This is a genomic window from Rhizobium sp. BR 249 (assembly GCF_047445895.1).
In the GTDB taxonomy this organism is placed as follows: domain Bacteria; phylum Pseudomonadota; class Alphaproteobacteria; order Rhizobiales; family Rhizobiaceae; genus Rhizobium.
The window spans coordinates 393,486-409,769 of record NZ_JARWKX010000001.1; the positions used below are offsets into that span (position 1 = coordinate 393,486).

Sequence of the window (16,284 nt, forward strand, 5' to 3'; positions counted from 1 at the left end):
GAGGTTCATGAAGCGGGACTAATGCGATGCGGACCAAGGCTTGGAATGCAAGGGACCAGCATGATGTTCGAGCTGAAAGATGTCACACGTCGTTTCGGAAACAAGCTCGCCGTCGACTCCGTGACCCTCACCATTCCCCAGGGCCAAATGGTCGGCATCATCGGCCGCTCCGGCGCCGGCAAGTCGACGCTTCTGCGCATGATCAACCGCCTGCAGGAGCCGAGTTCCGGCTCCATTCATTTCGCCGGCATCGAAGTCTCCAGGCTTCGCGGCGGAGCGTTGCGGAACTGGCAGCGCGACTGCGCGATGATCTTCCAGCAGTTCAATCTGGTGCCGCGTCTCGACGTTCTCACAAATGTCATGCTCGGCCGCCTCAATCACCGCTCGACGCTTCTCAGCCTGCTCAACATCTTCACCCGCGAAGAGCGCGTGCATGCGATCGCAGCGCTCGAACGCCTCGGCATCGAACAGACCGCCCTGCAGCCGGCCGGCACGCTTTCCGGCGGCCAGCAGCAGCGTGTGGCGATCGCTCGCGCCCTGATGCAGAACCCGAAGATGGTGCTCGCCGACGAGCCGATCGCCTCGCTCGATCCGCTGAACGCCAAGATCGTCATGGATGCGCTGCGCGATATCAACGAGCGCGAGGGCATCACCGTCATCACCAACCTCCACACGCTCGATACCGCCCGCAGCTATTGTGAGCGCATCGTCGGCATGGCCCACGGCCGCGTGGTCTTCGACGGCAGACCCTCGGATCTGACGGGCGAAGCGGTGAAGGAAATCTACGGGACGGACAAGGACGGCGCCGGCATCGACGAAACGATGACGTCAACGTCGATCAATATCGCTCCCGAGCGGGCAGACAATCCATCCGCCGGCGTCCAGCCGCTGGCGCTGGCCGGCCTCTGAGCGAGGCGGCCGCGATCGAGCGCCCGCGTCAAGGGCACACTTCTTCGTAACGGGAAGGCCGGAGATACCGGTCAATAGGAGAGAACTCATGTTGAAGAAAGCACTCTTTGCGGCAACGGCGCTCTTCGCGCTCGCCGGCGGCGCCAACGCTGCGGACCTCAAGGAATTCCGCATCGGCATCCTCGGCGGCGAAAACGAAACCGACCGCCTGCGCAACTATGCCTGCCTCGCCGACCACCTGAAGCAGGAATTCGGCTTCGAGAAGGTTTCACTCTTCCCGGCCGCCGATTATGACGGCGTCATCCAGGGCCTGCTCGGCGGCACGCTCGACTTCGCCGAACTCGGCGCTTCCGGCTATGCGGCCGTCTACATCAAGGACCCGAAGGCCGTTACGCCGATCCTGACGACGCAGCAGAAGGACGGTTCGACCGGCTACTACTCGATCGGTCTCGCTCTCAAGTCCTCCGGCATCAAGTCCATCAAGGACGCCAAGGGCAAAAAGCTCGGCTACGCCGATCCGGACTCCACCTCGGGCTACCTCGTTCCGCTGACGCAGATCCCGAAGGACACGGGCATGCCGAACGACAAGTTCTTCGCTTCGACGCAGTTCAACGGCGGCCACGAGAACAACCTGCTCGCCGCTTATGACGGCAAGGTCGACATCGCCGTCGACGATTCGTCTGGCCTCGGCGATTTCAAGGACGGCTACACCTCCGGCACCTTCCGCAAGGAAGTCGACAAGGGCGCCGTCGATCCGAACAAGCTCGTCGAAGTCTGGCGTTCGCCGCTGATCCCGAACGGCCCGCTCGTCGTTCGCAACGCCCTCGGCGAAGAATGGCAGACGAAGCTCGCGGCCTTCTTCACGGCCCTGCCGGCAAAGGATCACAAGTGCTTCACGGCTGTCGAAGGCGGCGACTACCAGGGCTACGCCCCGGTCAAGCACGACTTCTACAATGCCGTCGTCGACGTCCGCAAAGCTGCCATCGGCGGCTGATCGCCTTTCGAATACGGGGCGGCCGGCAACGGCCGCCCTTTATCTTTATTACCGGTCGGGGCGTCCATGACTATTGCCGATACACAGCCGCACATGCAGAGCACGCAGGAGATCGGCACCGCCTGGGGCCAGATGGTCGCCAGGCGCCGCTTCTACACCGTACTCGGCCTCGTCATCCTCATTGCGGCTTTCGTAAGCTCCGTCCGTTTTGCCGACGAGAGCAATGCCGGCCATTTCTTCGACCGCCTGCCGCATCTCTTCGACTTCCTGAGCTGGCTCATCCCCAAGGATTGGAACGATGTCTGGCGCGCGCTGTTCGACATAGCGAGCGTCAACGACAAGGGCGGCGAGGAATTCAATTTCGACAAGGGCCGCGTCTACGTCTGGGGCGCCTTCTACATTCCCGAATATTTCGAGCTGATGATCGTCACGATCAACGTAGCGCTGATCTCGACCATCATCGCCTTCGTCTTTGCCGTCCCCTTGAGCTTCTTTGCCGCGCGCAACCTGACGGCTTCATGGCCGCTGCGCGTCTTCACCAAGCGCCTGATGGAATTCCTGCGCGCCTTCCCCGAAATCGTCATCGCCGGGCTGTTTTCGGCGATCCTGTCGATCGGACCGGTCGCCGCCATCATCGCCATCACCCTGCACACGATCGGCGCGCTCGGCAAACTCTTCTACGAGGTGGCCGAGAATATCGACATGAAGCCGCATGAGGGCATGAAAGCCGTCGGCGCCAACTGGTGGGAGCGCGTGCGCTTCGCCGCCCTGCCGCAGGTGCTGCCGAATTTCACCTCCTATGCGCTGCTGCGCCTTGAGATCAACGTGCGCGCCTCGACGATCATCGGCGCCGTCGGCGGCGGCGGTATCGGCGAGGAGCTGAAGCTTTCGATCTCGCGCGGCTTCGGCGCCAAGACGATGGCGCTCGTTCTCCTGCTCTTCGTGACGATCGTCGCCGTCGACCAGTTCTCCGCGTGGCTGCGCCGCCGGCTCGTCGGCGATCACGCCTTCCTCCTGCAACATTGAGGCCGCCATGACGGTGATCGACGCCAACCGCATGAACGAGATAGAAGCGCGCTATCCGGAATACTTCCAACGCTCGTTCCGCCAGCGTTTCGGCGGGCTGACGATCCTGATCGCGACGCTGCTCTACGGCCTCTACGCCGTCTGGTTCTTCGACCTGCCCAAGCTCTTCGCCGAGGCCCATTGGAAGCGCGTCGGCATCTATCTCAGCCAATGGATAAGCTACGACGTCCAGCCGGAATTTCGTATCCAGGACGACGGCTCGATCGAGGTGCGTTATCCCCGTTTCTCGCCGCTCGGCGACAATCCGCATCCCGATTGGCTGGTCAACAACCCGGACGGCAGCATCACCGTTTCCATCAGCGGCACGAGCCGGAGCATCACCGTTTCGAAAAGCCAGACGATCGTGACCGCCCACGGGATCAGCGTTCCCGTCGACGTTTCGAGCGGCGCGCCCAAGGTCGTCGGACCGGCGCCGAGCTGGATGACCGTTTATGACGACAACGTGCTCGCAAATCTCGGCTTTGCCGGCGACGTCAGCATTTCCGCCGACCGCGTGAAGATCCGCAAGCGTTTCATCGGCTGGGCGAATTTCCTCTTCGACCCGCAATCGTCCTTCTTCGACAGGCCGGCCGGCGAGGTCATCGGCCTCATCGTCTCCGGCCCGCGCATCAAACCCGACCAGTCCAACCTGTCGCTCGCCTTCGACGACATCTGGAACAACACCGAATGGCAGCATGGCGACGTCTGGACCAAGCTTTTCCAGACGATCGTCATGGCGTTCCTCGGAACGCTGCTCGGCTCGCTCGCCGCCTTCCCGCTCGCCTTCATGGCGGCGCGCAACATCACGCCGAACCGCTTCCTGAACCAGATTCTCAAACGCTTCTTCGATTTCCTGCGTTCGGTCGACATGCTGATCTGGGCGCTGTTCCTGACGCGGGCCTTCGGCCCCGGCCCGCTTGCCGGCTCCGGCGCGATCTTCCTCACCGAGACCGGCACGCTCGGCAAGCTCTATTCCGAGGGGCTGGAGAATATCGACAACAAGCCACGGGAAGGCATCCAATCGACCGGCGCCCGGACCGTGCTCGTCCATCGTTACGGCATTATGCCGCAGATCGTTCCCGTCATCGTCAGTCAGACGCTCTACCAGTGGGAATCCAACGTACGCGGCGCGACCATCATCGGCGCCGTCGGCGCGGGCGGCATCGGCCTCAAACTCTGGGAGGCGATGCGCACCAACGCCAACTGGGAAAACGTCGCCTATATGGTCATTCTGATCCTGATCGTCGTCTTCCTGTTCGACACGGCTTCGAACGCGCTGCGTCACCGGCTGATGGGCACGAAAGCGCACTGACCCAGCGGTCGAAAGGCGATGGCGGCGCTGCCGTCATCATCATTCTGTCACGGAAATCTTTTAGCCGGGAACCTGCTTGCGGTTCGCCGCCAAATCACTGCACATTGCGCTCCCCCGTTTCGACGATCCCCAGGATAACAGCCTTGCGCTACGCTCTCTATTTCTCGCCGCCGAAGGATCATCCCCTGACCGGCGCGGCCTCGCTCTGGCTTGGACGTGACGCCTTTACGGGCGAGACCTATCCTGCACCGAACCATGAGGCGCTCGGCGCGGCTGAGCAATTCGAGCTGACCGCCGACCCGCGACGCTACGGCTTTCACGCTACGATCAAGGCGCCGTTTTCGCTCGCCGCCTCCGTCACCGAAAAAGATCTCATGACCGTTGCCGAGGAATTTGCCGCGCGCACCCCGGCCTTCGAGATTCCCGAACTCGTGCTTGGCCAGCTCGGCCGCTTTTTCGCCCTTGTTCCCGGTTCTCTTCATCAACCTCTTCAGGATTTCGCCGCGAAGGTGGTAAAGTCCTTCGAGCCGTTTCGCGCGGCGCTCTCCGAGGCCGATATCATCAGGCGCAACCCGGAAAAGCTCAGCGAGAGCCAGCGCGCCAACCTGCAGCGCTGGGGTTATCCTTACGTCATGGAGGACTTCGGCTTTCACATGACGCTGAGCGGCCAGGTGCCGGAGACGCGCGCCGACGTGATGAGAGCGATCCTGACCGAGCGTTTTGCCGGTTTCACCGGCCGGCCGCTCTTGATTTCCGGCCTTGCCGTCTTCACCGAGGAGACGCGCGGCGCCCCGTTCAAAGTTCATTCCTGGCTGCCGCTAGCCGGCGCCAAAAGCTGAAAGACCTGACGCCATGAGCAAAGAGACCGTGTTTTCCAACGCCCGCATCGTTCTCGAAGACGATATTCTCAAGGGATCGATCCTCATTCGCGACGGGAAGATCGCCGATATTTCCGAGGGCAACTCGGTAGCCGGCGAAGATTTTGAAGGCGACTACATCATTCCCGGCCTCGTGGAATTGCATACCGACCATCTCGAAGGCCACTACCAGCCGCGCCCCGGCATCCGCTGGAACAAGACGGCCGCGGTCCAGGCGCATGACGCCCAGATCGTCACATCGGGCATCACCACGGTCTTCGACTGCCTGCGCATGGGCGCGGACGAGGACGGCGGCTTCGAACATGGCGAGATGCGTGAGATGGCCGACGCCATCCAGGCGGCGGAGAAGGAGGGAAGGCTGCGTGCCGAGCACCTCATCCACCTGCGCTGCGAAGTCTCGGCGGACAACGTGCTCGAACATTTCGCCGATTTCGAAAAAGACCCGCATGTGCGGCTCGTCTCGCTGATGGATCATGCGCCCGGCCAGCGGCAATTCCAGACGATGGATCAATATATCTTCTACTACCAAAAGAAGCGGGGCCTGAGCGACGAGGTCTTCGCCCGTTTCGTCGCCAAGCGCCAGGCGGAATCGGCGCGCAATTCGACGCCGCACCGCAACGCCATCGCCAAGGTCTGCGCCGAGCGCGGCATCACCGTCGCAAGCCATGACGACGCGACGCTTTCTCATGTCGACGAGGCGATCGACAACGGCGTGCGCCTTGCCGAATTCCCGACCAGCTTCGACGCAGCCCGCGCCTCGCACGAGCATGGCATGAGCGTGCTGATGGGGGCACCGAACATCGTGCGCGGCAAATCCCACTCCGGCAACATCGCCGCCCGCGATCTCGCCGAGATGGGCGTGCTCGACGTGCTCTCCTCCGATTACGTGCCGCTCAGCCTGCTGCATGCGCCCTTCATCCTCGCCGACGAGGTGGAAAGCATCACGCTGCCGAAAGCGATCGCGATGGTGACGTCGACGCCCGCCCGCGCCGTCAGCCTCGACGATCGCGGCCGGATCGCAACCGGGCTGCGCGCCGATCTCGTCCGCGTCCACCGCTCGCATGGCGTGCCGGTGACACGCTCCGTCTGGCGCCAGGGACGCCGTGTCGCATGACGCCGCACGAACCCCATCCCGGAGCCGGAGCCGAACGCGGCATCATGGTCGTCGTCGTCGGGCCGAGCGGCGCCGGCAAGGACACGCTGATGAACCTTGCCGCCCGACATTTTTCCGGCCGCGCCAACGTTCATTTCACCCGCCGCGTGATCACCCGTCACCGTGACGCCGGCGGCGAAGACCATCTTTCCGTCTCCCTCGAAGGCTTTGCCGCCATGGAGCAATCAGGCTCCTTCGCCGTCTGGTGGGAAGCGCACGGCCTGAAATACGGCATTCCGGCCGAAGTCTCGGTGGCGCTGTCACGCGGCCATGTCGTCGTCGCCAACGGCTCGCGCTCCGCACTTCACCGCTTCCAGGCCGCCTTCCCCCGGCTGAAGGTCATCAACGTCACCGCCCGCCCAGAGGTGCTGGCCGGCCGGCTGGAAGCGCGCGGACGCGAGACGCATGAGGACATCATGGCGCGGCTCGCCCGCGGACCGCTGACGGTGCGCGGCGATTACGACGTGACGGAGCTCGACAATAGCGACTCGCTCAAGGAGGCCGAACAGAAGATGGTCGCGATCCTCGACGGACTGCTGGCCGAGGTGCGCTGACTGAAGAGGCTGGAGCGCATGCGCGCCATCAAAGTCGTCGACTACGATCCGTCCTGGCCGCGCCTCTTTGCCGACATCGGCACCGAAGTCTCCATCCTGCTCGGCGACCTCGTGCTTTCCATCGATCATATCGGCAGTACGTCGGTGCTTGGCCTGGCGGCCAAGCCGAAGATCGACCTCGATGTGGTCGTGATATCCGACGACGTTCTACCGACGACGATCGAGATGGTGCGAGCCGCCGATTTCGTTTTCCACGGCAACCCTCATGGAGACGGCCGCTGGGTCTTTACCCGAAACCGCGAGGGTTATGGGTTCAGACTCTATCTTTGCGGTCCCGACAATCGTGCTCATCAGGAGCGCATTCTGTTTCGCGATTATCTCAGGGAGCATCCCGAGAGGGCCAAGGCCTATGCCGATCTCAAACGCCGGCTGGCTGCGGAGGCCGACGGCGATTGGGATTTCTATACCGGCGGAAAATCAGCCTTCGTCAGCGAGACGATACAGTTGGCCACGTTGAGAAGATGAGCCGAAGTGCATCCCGCGCTCCGGCTGTCTCGATCAATCGCCCTCGCTTCGTCCCGATACGATCTCGCGCTTGCCGACATGGTTCGCCGGGCCGACGAGACCTTCCTTCTCCATGCGCTCCACCAGGGAGGCGGCTCTGTTATAGCCGATACCGAGGCGGCGCTGGATATAGGAGGTGGAGCATTTCTTGTCGCGCATGACGACCTTCACCGCCTGCTGATAGAGTTCGTCGCCATCCTCCGCGCCCATCGCGCTCTTGTCGAAAACGGCGCCGCCCTCTTCCTCGTCGGTCTCTTCTTCCTCATCGGCGGTGACGGTGTCGAGATATTCCGGACGGCCCTGCGTCTTCAGATGGGCGACGACCTTCTCGACTTCGAGATCCGAGACGAAGGGGCCGTGGACGCGGGCAATACGCCCGCCGCCCTGCATGTGCAGCATGTCGCCCTGGCCGAGCAACTGTTCGGCGCCCTGTTCGCCGAGGATGGTGCGGCTGTCGATCTTCGAGGTCACCTGGAAGGAGATGCGGGTGGGGAAGTTCGCCTTGATCGTGCCGGTGATGACGTCGACGGAGGGACGCTGCGTCGCCATGATCAGATGGATGCCGGCGGCACGCGCCATCTGGGCGAGGCGCTGGATCGCGCCTTCGATATCCTTGCCGGCGACCATCATCAGGTCGGCCATCTCATCGACGATGACGACGATATAGGGCATCGGCGCGAGATCCAGCTCCTGGCTCTCCTCGACCGGCGCGCCGGTCTGCCGGTCGAAGCCGACCTGGACCATGATATGGATGGTCTCGCCCTTTTCACGGGCCTGGGAGACGCGACCGTTGTAACCGTCAATATTGCGCACGCCGAGGCGCGACATCTTGCGATAGCGCTCCTCCATTTCACGCACCGCCCATTTCAGCGCCATGACGGCTTTCTTGGGATCGGTGACGACGGGGGTGAGCAGGTGCGGAATGCCGTCATAGACGGAGAGTTCGAGCATCTTCGGATCGACCATGATCAGGCGGCACTGTTCCGGTGTCATGCGGTAAAGCAGCGACAGGATCATCGTGTTGATGGCGACCGATTTGCCCGAGCCGGTGGTGCCGGCGACGAGCAGATGCGGCATCTTGGCAAGCTCGGCGATGACGGGCTCGCCGCCGATCGTCTTGCCGAGGCCGAGCGCTAGCTTGTAGCCGCTCTTTTCGAAATCGTCGCTTTCGATCATCTCGCGGAAATAGACGGTTTCGCGCGTCACGTTCGGCAATTCGATGCCGATGACATTGCGGCCGGGAACGACGGCGACACGGGCCGAAAGCGCCGACATCGAGCGGGCGATATCGTCGGCAAGGCCGATGACGCGCGACGACTTCACGCCGGGCGCCGGCTCGAATTCATAGAGGGTGACGACGGGACCGGGGCGGACATGGATGATCTCGCCCTTGACGCCGAAATCCTCGAGCACGCTTTCGAGAAGACCGGCATTCTGCTCCAGCGTCTCCTGCGACATGATCTCGCCGAAACGTTCCGGCGGCTCCTGCAACAGAGCACGCGGCGGGAATTCATAGCCAGATGGATCGACCTTTTCGGGCCTCGCCAAGCGCGGCGACGGCAGCACGGCGGCGACGGGCGGTGTCGGCCTCGGCGCAGGTGGGGGCGGAGGCTCGATGGCCGCCTGCGGCACGACTGCGGCCTGGGGCGCGATTACGACCTGGGGCACGACTACGGCCTGAGGTGCTGGGGCGACGGGCGCCTCCGGAACAGCCTCGGGCCTTGTCCTGGATATCGCGGCTGGCGGACGAACGGCAGGCCGGGCGGGCGCTGCAACGGCCGGCGGAGCCAGGCGTGATGCGGCAGGGGCATGCCTCGGCGCGCCAGGACGCCATTCCATGACGCGGAACAGCGAAGTGATCGATTCGGGCGTGGTCTCGATCTTCGGCAGGACGATCGCAGGCGCGCGGACCGGCTCGGCTTCTTCGAAGGCCATGACCTCCCAGAAGGCGAAATCCGAAATTGAAGACAGCTCGGACGCGGCGCGCAGGCTCGGCGCAACGATCCGGTCGGTAAGCGGCGACTGCTGCGGCTCGACCATCTGGACAGGGGCTGCGGGAATCTCGTCGGCCTCAGGCAGGTAGATATCGAAGGGCACGTCGACGGCGACCGGCTCTATCCGTATCGCCTGCTGCGCAATCTGCGAATCGTCGCGCGCAGGCTCGTTCGGGGCGCGGCGCTTGCTGATCAGCGTTTCCGGCGTGCGGGTGAAGCGAACGTTCGGCGCGAGGGAAAAGTTGCTCTGCCAGATCGGCGCAGCCGGCTTTTCGCCTACAATTTCCTCCTGAATTTCCGTTTCAAGCCCGCTGGAAAAATCCGCGGCATCCGTCAAATTGGTTCTGGGAAAACGCATGCGTCCGCTACTCACTCATGCTTGGCAAATTACGACCCTACCGGGATAGAAAAGGAAGGTTAATAAGTTCCTTCCAGCCGTATCGTTCCGATACGCCCTCCAGGGACAATTCACTGGCATTTCAATGACTTGTGTAAAGCGGAAAAATCTTCGCTTTTTTGACGAGGCGCTTAATGCGCCTCGTCCCAATTGGTGGCGGCGCGCGCATCCACCTTTAGAGGCACGCGCATTTCGAGCGCCGGCATGGTGGCGTTTTCCATGACCGAGACGATGATCGGCATCGCCTTTTCGACGTCCTCGTCCTCGACTTCGAAGATGAGTTCGTCATGCACCTGCAGCAGCATGCGAACGCGCTCGGCAAGGCCTGATTCGGCCAAGGCCGGCTCCATCTTGATCATCGCCCGGCGGATGACGTCGGCAGCCGAGCCCTGGATCGGGGCATTGATCGCCGCACGCTCGTTGAAGGCGCGCACGGAGGGATTGGAGGAGCGGATTTCCGGATAGTTGATTCGCCGGCCGAAGATCGTCTCGACATAACCCTTGTCACGCGCCATCGCCTTGCGGCTTTCCATATAGTCGCGGATGCCGGGGAAACGCTCGAAATATTTCTTGATGTAGTCGCCGGCTTCCGAACGCTCGATCGACAGCTGATTGGCAAGGCCGAAGGCGGAGATGCCGTAGATGATGCCGAAATTGATCGCCTTGGCGCGGCGGCGCACATCGCTCGGCATGCCTTCGACCGGCACGCCGAACATTTCCGACGCCGTCATGGCATGAATGTCGACGCCGTCCTCGAAGGCCCGGGTCAGCTGCGGGATCTCGGCGACATGGGCAAGCACGCGCAGTTCGATCTGGCTGTAATCGGCCGAGATCAGCTTGTGGCCCTGCGTCGAGATGAAGGCGGTGCGGATCTTGCGGCCTTCGGCGGTGCGCACCGGAATGTTCTGCAGGTTCGGCTCGGAAGAGGACAGGCGCCCCGTCGTCGTCGATGCCAGCGAATAGGACGTGTGGACGCGCCGGGTCTCCGGGTGGACATAGCCCGGAAGCGCGTCGGTATAGGTGGATTTCAGCTTGGTGAGCTGGCGCCAGTCGACGATCTTGCGCGGCAGCTCGAAACCGGCGGCGGCGAGATCCTCCAGCACCTGTGCGGAGGTCGACCATTGCCCGGTTTTCGTCTTGCTGCCGCCGGCAAGGCCCATCTTGCCGAACAGGATGTCGCCCAACTGCTTCGGCGAACCGATGTTGAAACGCTCGCCGGCGAGCACATAGATCTCGTCTTCCAGAGCCGCCGCCCCCTGGGCGAGCTCGCCGGAAAGGCGCGACAGGATCTGCCGGTCGACGGTGATGCCGCGCGCTTCCATGCGCGCCAGCACCGGCAGCAGCGGCCGCTCCAGCCGTTCGTAGACGCCGGTCAGCCCCGCCGCGGCGAGCCGCGGCTTCAGCACCAGCCAGAGGCGCAGCGTCACGTCGGCATCCTCGGCGGCATAGTGGGTGGCGCGGTCGATAGCGACCAGATCGAAGGTGACGTTCGCCTTGCCGCTGCCCGCCACCTCCTTGTAGGGGATCGGCGTATGGCCGAGGAATTTTTCCGAGAGCGGGTCCATGCCATGGGCGCCGGTGCCGGCGTCGAGCACGTAGGAAATCAGCATCGTGTCGTCGAAACTCTTCGTCTCGATGCCGTAGCGCTTCATCAGGAGGTAATCGTATTTCAGGTTCTGGGCGATCTTGAGAACCGATTCGTCCTCCAGAAGCGCCTTCAGCCGCGGCAGGGCATCGCGCATCGGGATCTGGTTTTCGGCAAGGCCGCCGCCGAGCAGATCGCCGACACCGTTCTTATGGGTGAGCGGCACATAGGCGGCACGGATCTTCGTGCCGGTGGGATCGGCCACATTATCGGCGATCGCCAGCGAGAAGCCGACAAGCTCGGCCTGCATCGCATCCAGCGACGTCGTCTCGGTATCGAAGGCGACGAGGCCGGTATCGCGCGCGTCGGCAATCCACCTATCGAGGGTCGCGAGGTCGCGGATCGTGACATAGGCCGAATGATCGAAGGGCAGCGCTGCGAAAGCCTCGGCGCGCGCCTTGGCGAGATCGGCAGGTGAAAAGGCGCCTTCGACGGCCGCCTTCGCCTTGGCACGCGCCGGCACCGGCACGGCTTCACCGGAGACATCGGGGATGCCGCCGGCGACGGGCTCGGGCTCCGCCGCATCGAGATCGGGGCCGTGGGCCGCCTCACCCCATTCGATGCGGATGACCGCCGGCTCGATGGCGCTGGCATCACAATCGCAGACTTCGGCGACGCGGCGCGTCAGCGTCGTGAATTCCATCGCCTTGAGGAAGCCGATCAGTTTCGGGCCATCCTGCGGCTCCAGCACCAGCGCGTCGAGATCGAGGTCGAGCGGCACATCGAGCCGCAGGCGCACGAGTTCGCGCGAGAGCCTGGCCATGTCGATATTGGCGAGGATCGTCTCGCGGCGCTTGACCTGTTTGATCTCGGTGGCGCGTTCGAGCAGCGTGTCGAGATCGCCATATTCCTCAAGGAGCTGGGCGGCGGTTTTCGGGCCGATGCCGGGAATCCCGGGAACGTTGTCGACGGAATCGCCGGTCATCGCCTGCAGGTCGATCATCTTTTCCGGCGGCACGCCCCATTTCTCGATGACATCGGGAATGCCGATCTGCTTGTCCTTCATGCTGTCATACATATGGACATTAGGCGTGACGAGCTGCATCAGGTCCTTGTCGGAGGAGACGATGGTGACATCGGCGCCGGTCGCTTCCGCGAGGCGGGCGTAGGTCGCGATGATGTCGTCGGCCTCGAAGCCTTCGGTCTCGATGCACGGCAGGTTGAAGGCGCGGGTCGCCTCTCTTATGAGGCCGAATTGCGGAACGAGCTCTTCCGGGGGCGCGGAGCGGTTCGCCTTGTAGGCGTCGTAGAGATCCTTGCGAAAGGTCTTGGCGGAATAGTCGAAGATGACGGCAAGATGGGTCGGCGTCACGCCGACATCGGTATTGCGCGCGTCCCTCAAGAGCTTCCACAGCATGTTGCAGAAACCGGAAACGGCGCCGACCGGCAGGCCGTCGGTCTTGCGCGTCAGCGGCGGCAATGCATGGAACGCCCGAAAGATGAATCCGGAACCGTCGACTAGGAAGAGGTGATCGCCTTTTTTCATGGGTGCATGGATAGCGCGGGCACAGGACGAGGTCCATATAAAGTTCGGAATGCCAGGAGATTATGGCGCTCTGAACACCGGAGATTCCGGCTCACCAAACTGTTACCGATTTGTAACGTTCCGTGTCCCTTGAAAAACCACATTCGTAGCCACAAATTCTTATCACCGGTGCTTGATTGCGCCGCGGGTCTGATTACCGGCTTGTCCCCCGCCGCATCAGGCTTGGACAAAGGCCTTATCCCCCTCTCCGGGCCTTTGTCCTCACTATCAAGCCGCCATGGCCAACCTCCAGGCCATGGCGGCTTTATCTTTATTAGCGGGCACTCGAAATTATGATCCCGGCCCATATGTTTTGGATCATCCTAAAGAGCGTCGCGTCAAACCTCATTCATGCAACGCGCTTCAGCTCTTTGTTTTCATGCATCTCGTTATGCCGATTGTCTCCGGCATGCTTTTGAGCCAACTTGCAATCATGGGATTTAACCGCATGGATTCGGGAGCCTACCTTGCCAGCCAGTTGGCGAAAGGTTTCGCCCGCTCGCTGCACCAGCGCGCGGTCGGGCTCGGTTTTTCACCAGGCCAGTTTCCCATTCTGCTGGAACTCTGGGCCGAAGACGGCCTGACCCAGAAACAGCTCCTCGAACGGGTCGACATCGAACAGGCGACCATGGCCAATACGCTTTCGCGCATGGTCCGCGACGGGCTGATCGAACGCCGGCCGCACCCCTCCGACAAGCGGGCGCAACTGATCTTCCTGACGCCGAAGGCCCGCGCCATGGAGGCCGAGGCGATCGAGACGGCGCGCGAGGCCGATCTTGCCCTGTTCAAAGGTTTCAGGGCTTTCGAGCGCGAGCTGACGCTCGAATATATCCGCCGGCTTCTGGAAAACGCCAAGGCGCTCTGAGCGATCTCATTCACCGGCAAGACGTTTAGGTCGCCGTCGCTGTATCGGCAGCGCGTCAGCTTCATCAGTCGAGGACAGGTAACTTTCGCGGGCGGCGAGCTTCATGCTCGGCTCGATATCCGGCTTGCCGAGCAAAAAGCCCTGTACCTGCGCGCAGCCTTCTTCGACGACGATCTGGCGCTGCGTCTCGGTTTCGACGCCCTCCGTCACGACAGGCATGCCGAGACTGTGACCGAGGCCGATGATCGCGCGTACGATCGAACGCGCGGCCGCGTCGTGCTCCAGCATGCCGGTGAAACTGCGGTCGACCTTGATCTTGTCGAAAGGGAAGGTTCGCAGGTTGGAAAGCGAGGAAAAACCGGTTCCGAAGTCATCCATGACGATATGGACACCCAGACTGCGAAGACGCTGCAGCGTGGCCATCACCTGATCACGGTCGCGGATGAGGGTGGCCTCGGTGATCTCGATTTCCAGCCTGTCGGGCGCCAGCCCCGTTTCCCTGAGGATTGTCTCGATCCGGTCGCAAAGGTTCGGCAGCATGAATTGCACGGGCGAAACGTTGACGGCGATCGTCAGCGGATGAGGCCAGCGTGCGGCCTCCATGCAGGCCTCGCGCAGCACCCATTCGCCGAGTTGGACGATCGACCCGCTTTCCTCGGCGATCGGAATGAAGATATCCGGCTCGCTCATGCCATGGCCCGGCCGGTTCCAGCGCATCAGGGCCTCGTAGCCGCTGATCTCGCCGCTATGGGCATTCAGAATCGGCTGATAGCTGACGTGGATCTGATTGCGGGTGATGGCGTGGCGCAGTTCGCTTTCGATCTGGCGGCGGGCTCGCGTGGCCTCGTCCATTTCCGCATCGAAGAAGCAGGCCTTGCCGCGGCCACCGTGTTTGACGCGATAGAGCGCGACATCGGCATTGTTGCAGATCTCTTCCGCATCGCTTCCATCGGCAGGATAGAGGGCAATGCCGAGGCTGACGCCGACGGCTGTGGGATCGCGTGCCGTATCCATCTCGGCGGCGAATTCGTCGAGGATCGCGGCGGCGAGCTTCTGCGCCGCCGCCGGTTGCTGCCCGGCGGGCTGGATGATGGCAAATTCATCGCCGCCGAGGCGGGCGATCGTATCGCTTTCATCCGCCACGCGACGCAGGATCGAGGCGACCTTGCAGAGAATTCGGTCGCCCTCGGCGTGGCCGAAAATATCGTTGACGGTCTTGAAGCGATCGAGATCGATATAGAAGAGGGCAACCTCGCCGTTCGTTCGTTCGGCCATCTGCAGCGCCTGGCGGATGCGGGTGTCGAACAGCGACCGGTTGGGAAGATCGGTGAGAACGTCGTGGTGGGCGAGGTGTTCGATCATCTCCTCGGCCTGTCTGCGCTCTGTGAGATCACGCACCGCCAGCACGTCGCAATTGTGGCCGCGATAGACGATCCTGCTCGTATTCACTTCGACGGCGATCTCCTTGCCGTTCCTGGTGTTGAGCAGCGTCTCGCCGGATCTGTTCTGCCCCTGGGTGGCGGTCAAGACAGCCGAGGGCGCCTTGCCCGAGAGATCGGCAAGCTTCCAGCCGGAAAGTCCCTGGAAGCGTTCGTTGGCATCGATGATCCTGCCCTCCCGCAGGATCAGCAATCCTTCCTGCGAGGCGTTTGCGAGTCCTCTCAGATCCGTCAGGCGGCTTTCGATAAAGACCACCGCGAGCGCGATCAGAATGAGAGCCATCGCCGCCACCACGACGATCGCGGCGAGCAGGCTGGTATCGAGCACCGTTGCCGGAACCTCTTTGCCCGGATCCGGCACCAGCGTGATACTGGCCATCGAAATGAAGTGGAGGGCGCAGATCGCAAGCACGAAGGTGACGGACGAGGCGAGGAGCCTCCTCAGTCCCTTCAACTGGAAGAAGGCGTGGAAGGCGGCGCTCGACAGCAATGCTCCCGCGAGAACCGCACTCAGCGTCATAGTGGGATCGTAACGGATGACCGCCTGTGTCTCGATCGCCTGCATGCCCGTCAGGTGCATCGTGGCGATGCCGAGCGCCATCACGACGCCGCCGCTGAGGTGCGAAAACCTGCCACGGCTTTGCGAAGCGACGAGGATCGCCGCCCATGAACCGGCGACCGACAGGAGAAAGGAAAGCGCCGTCAGGCCCACTTGGTAGGTGATCGGCATGCCGCCGTCATAGGCCAGCATCGCGATGAAGTGTGTTGCCCATACGCCGGTGCCGAAGGCGAAAGCCGAGGCGCCGATCCAGAGCTTGCGCCGCCCGGCATCGCATTCTTGAGCGCGGGAAAGCGGCAGCATCGCCGCCAGCGCGCCGACCAGGCAGACCGCAGCGGCCGCAAGCACCAGCCGCCAGTCGTGATTGTCCCGAATACAGGTAATGACCGAAAACATCCGTCCCCCTCCCCTCGAACAGCTGAATTCGGTCA

The 16,284-nt window shown here is 62.8% G+C and carries 12 protein-coding genes; 9 read left to right on the top strand and 3 right to left on the bottom strand.

The window, feature by feature from the left end; genetic code table 11:
• The first annotated feature begins 63 nt into the window (after nucleotides 1–63).
• From phnC to QD408_RS02050, 8 genes are all read left to right on the top strand, one after another.
• Complete coding sequence (phnC, locus tag QD408_RS02015) at nucleotides 64–909, top strand: phosphonate ABC transporter ATP-binding protein (protein ID WP_088684596.1); 846 nt, start codon at nucleotides 64–66, stop codon at nucleotides 907–909.
• 88 nt (nucleotides 910–997) lie between these two features.
• Nucleotides 998–1,903, top strand: coding sequence for a phosphonate ABC transporter substrate-binding protein (gene phnD, locus QD408_RS02020; protein ID WP_088684311.1), 906 nt, complete (start codon nucleotides 998–1,000; stop codon nucleotides 1,901–1,903).
• A 66-nt stretch (nucleotides 1,904–1,969) separates the two neighbouring features.
• Complete coding sequence (phnE, locus tag QD408_RS02025; RefSeq protein WP_414138170.1) at nucleotides 1,970–2,929, top strand: phosphonate ABC transporter, permease protein PhnE; 960 nt, start codon at nucleotides 1,970–1,972, stop codon at nucleotides 2,927–2,929.
• A 7-nt stretch (nucleotides 2,930–2,936) separates the two neighbouring features.
• Complete coding sequence (phnE, locus tag QD408_RS02030; protein WP_414138171.1) at nucleotides 2,937–4,280, top strand: phosphonate ABC transporter, permease protein PhnE; 1,344 nt, start codon at nucleotides 2,937–2,939, stop codon at nucleotides 4,278–4,280.
• A 143-nt stretch (nucleotides 4,281–4,423) separates the two neighbouring features.
• Complete coding sequence (locus QD408_RS02035; RefSeq protein WP_414138172.1) at nucleotides 4,424–5,119, top strand: DUF1045 domain-containing protein; 696 nt, start codon at nucleotides 4,424–4,426, stop codon at nucleotides 5,117–5,119.
• Nucleotides 5,120–5,132: 13 nt separating this feature from the next.
• Entirely contained in the window at nucleotides 5,133–6,272 is a 1,140-nt protein-coding gene (locus tag QD408_RS02040; RefSeq protein ID WP_414138173.1) for an alpha-D-ribose 1-methylphosphonate 5-triphosphate diphosphatase, read from the top strand.
• Complete coding sequence (phnN, locus tag QD408_RS02045; protein WP_414138174.1) at nucleotides 6,269–6,865, top strand: phosphonate metabolism protein/1,5-bisphosphokinase (PRPP-forming) PhnN; 597 nt, start codon at nucleotides 6,269–6,271, stop codon at nucleotides 6,863–6,865. The genes QD408_RS02040 and phnN overlap by 4 nt, the downstream gene beginning before the upstream one ends.
• Before the next feature lie 18 nt (nucleotides 6,866–6,883).
• Nucleotides 6,884–7,390 carry a GrpB family protein gene (locus tag QD408_RS02050; RefSeq protein WP_414138175.1) on the top strand — a complete coding sequence of 169 codons (507 nt, stop codon included), beginning with the start codon at nucleotides 6,884–6,886 and terminating at the stop codon, nucleotides 7,388–7,390.
• Between the two features lie 33 nt (nucleotides 7,391–7,423).
• Here the strand turns inward: QD408_RS02050 and QD408_RS02055 are convergent, their stop codons facing one another.
• Nucleotides 7,424–9,781 carry a DNA translocase FtsK gene (locus QD408_RS02055; RefSeq protein WP_414138176.1) on the bottom strand — a complete coding sequence of 786 codons (2,358 nt, stop codon included), beginning with the start codon at nucleotides 9,779–9,781 and terminating at the stop codon, nucleotides 7,424–7,426.
• A gap of 170 nt (nucleotides 9,782–9,951) precedes the next feature.
• The gene (gene polA, locus QD408_RS02060; RefSeq protein ID WP_414138177.1) at nucleotides 9,952–12,951 is read right to left on the bottom strand and encodes a DNA polymerase I; all 3,000 of its coding nucleotides are present in this window, start codon (nucleotides 12,949–12,951) and stop codon (nucleotides 9,952–9,954) included.
• 487 nt (nucleotides 12,952–13,438) lie between these two features.
• On the opposite strand from polA, the gene QD408_RS02065 reads away from it, so the two are divergent.
• The gene (locus tag QD408_RS02065) at nucleotides 13,439–13,855 is read left to right on the top strand and encodes a MarR family winged helix-turn-helix transcriptional regulator (RefSeq protein ID WP_088684595.1); all 417 of its coding nucleotides are present in this window, start codon (nucleotides 13,439–13,441) and stop codon (nucleotides 13,853–13,855) included.
• 6 nt (nucleotides 13,856–13,861) lie between these two features.
• Here QD408_RS02065 and QD408_RS02070 read toward each other — a convergent pair whose 3' ends face one another.
• Entirely contained in the window at nucleotides 13,862–16,249 is a 2,388-nt protein-coding gene (locus QD408_RS02070; RefSeq protein ID WP_414138178.1) for an EAL domain-containing protein, read from the bottom strand.
• Nucleotides 16,250–16,284: the final 35 nt, after the last annotated feature.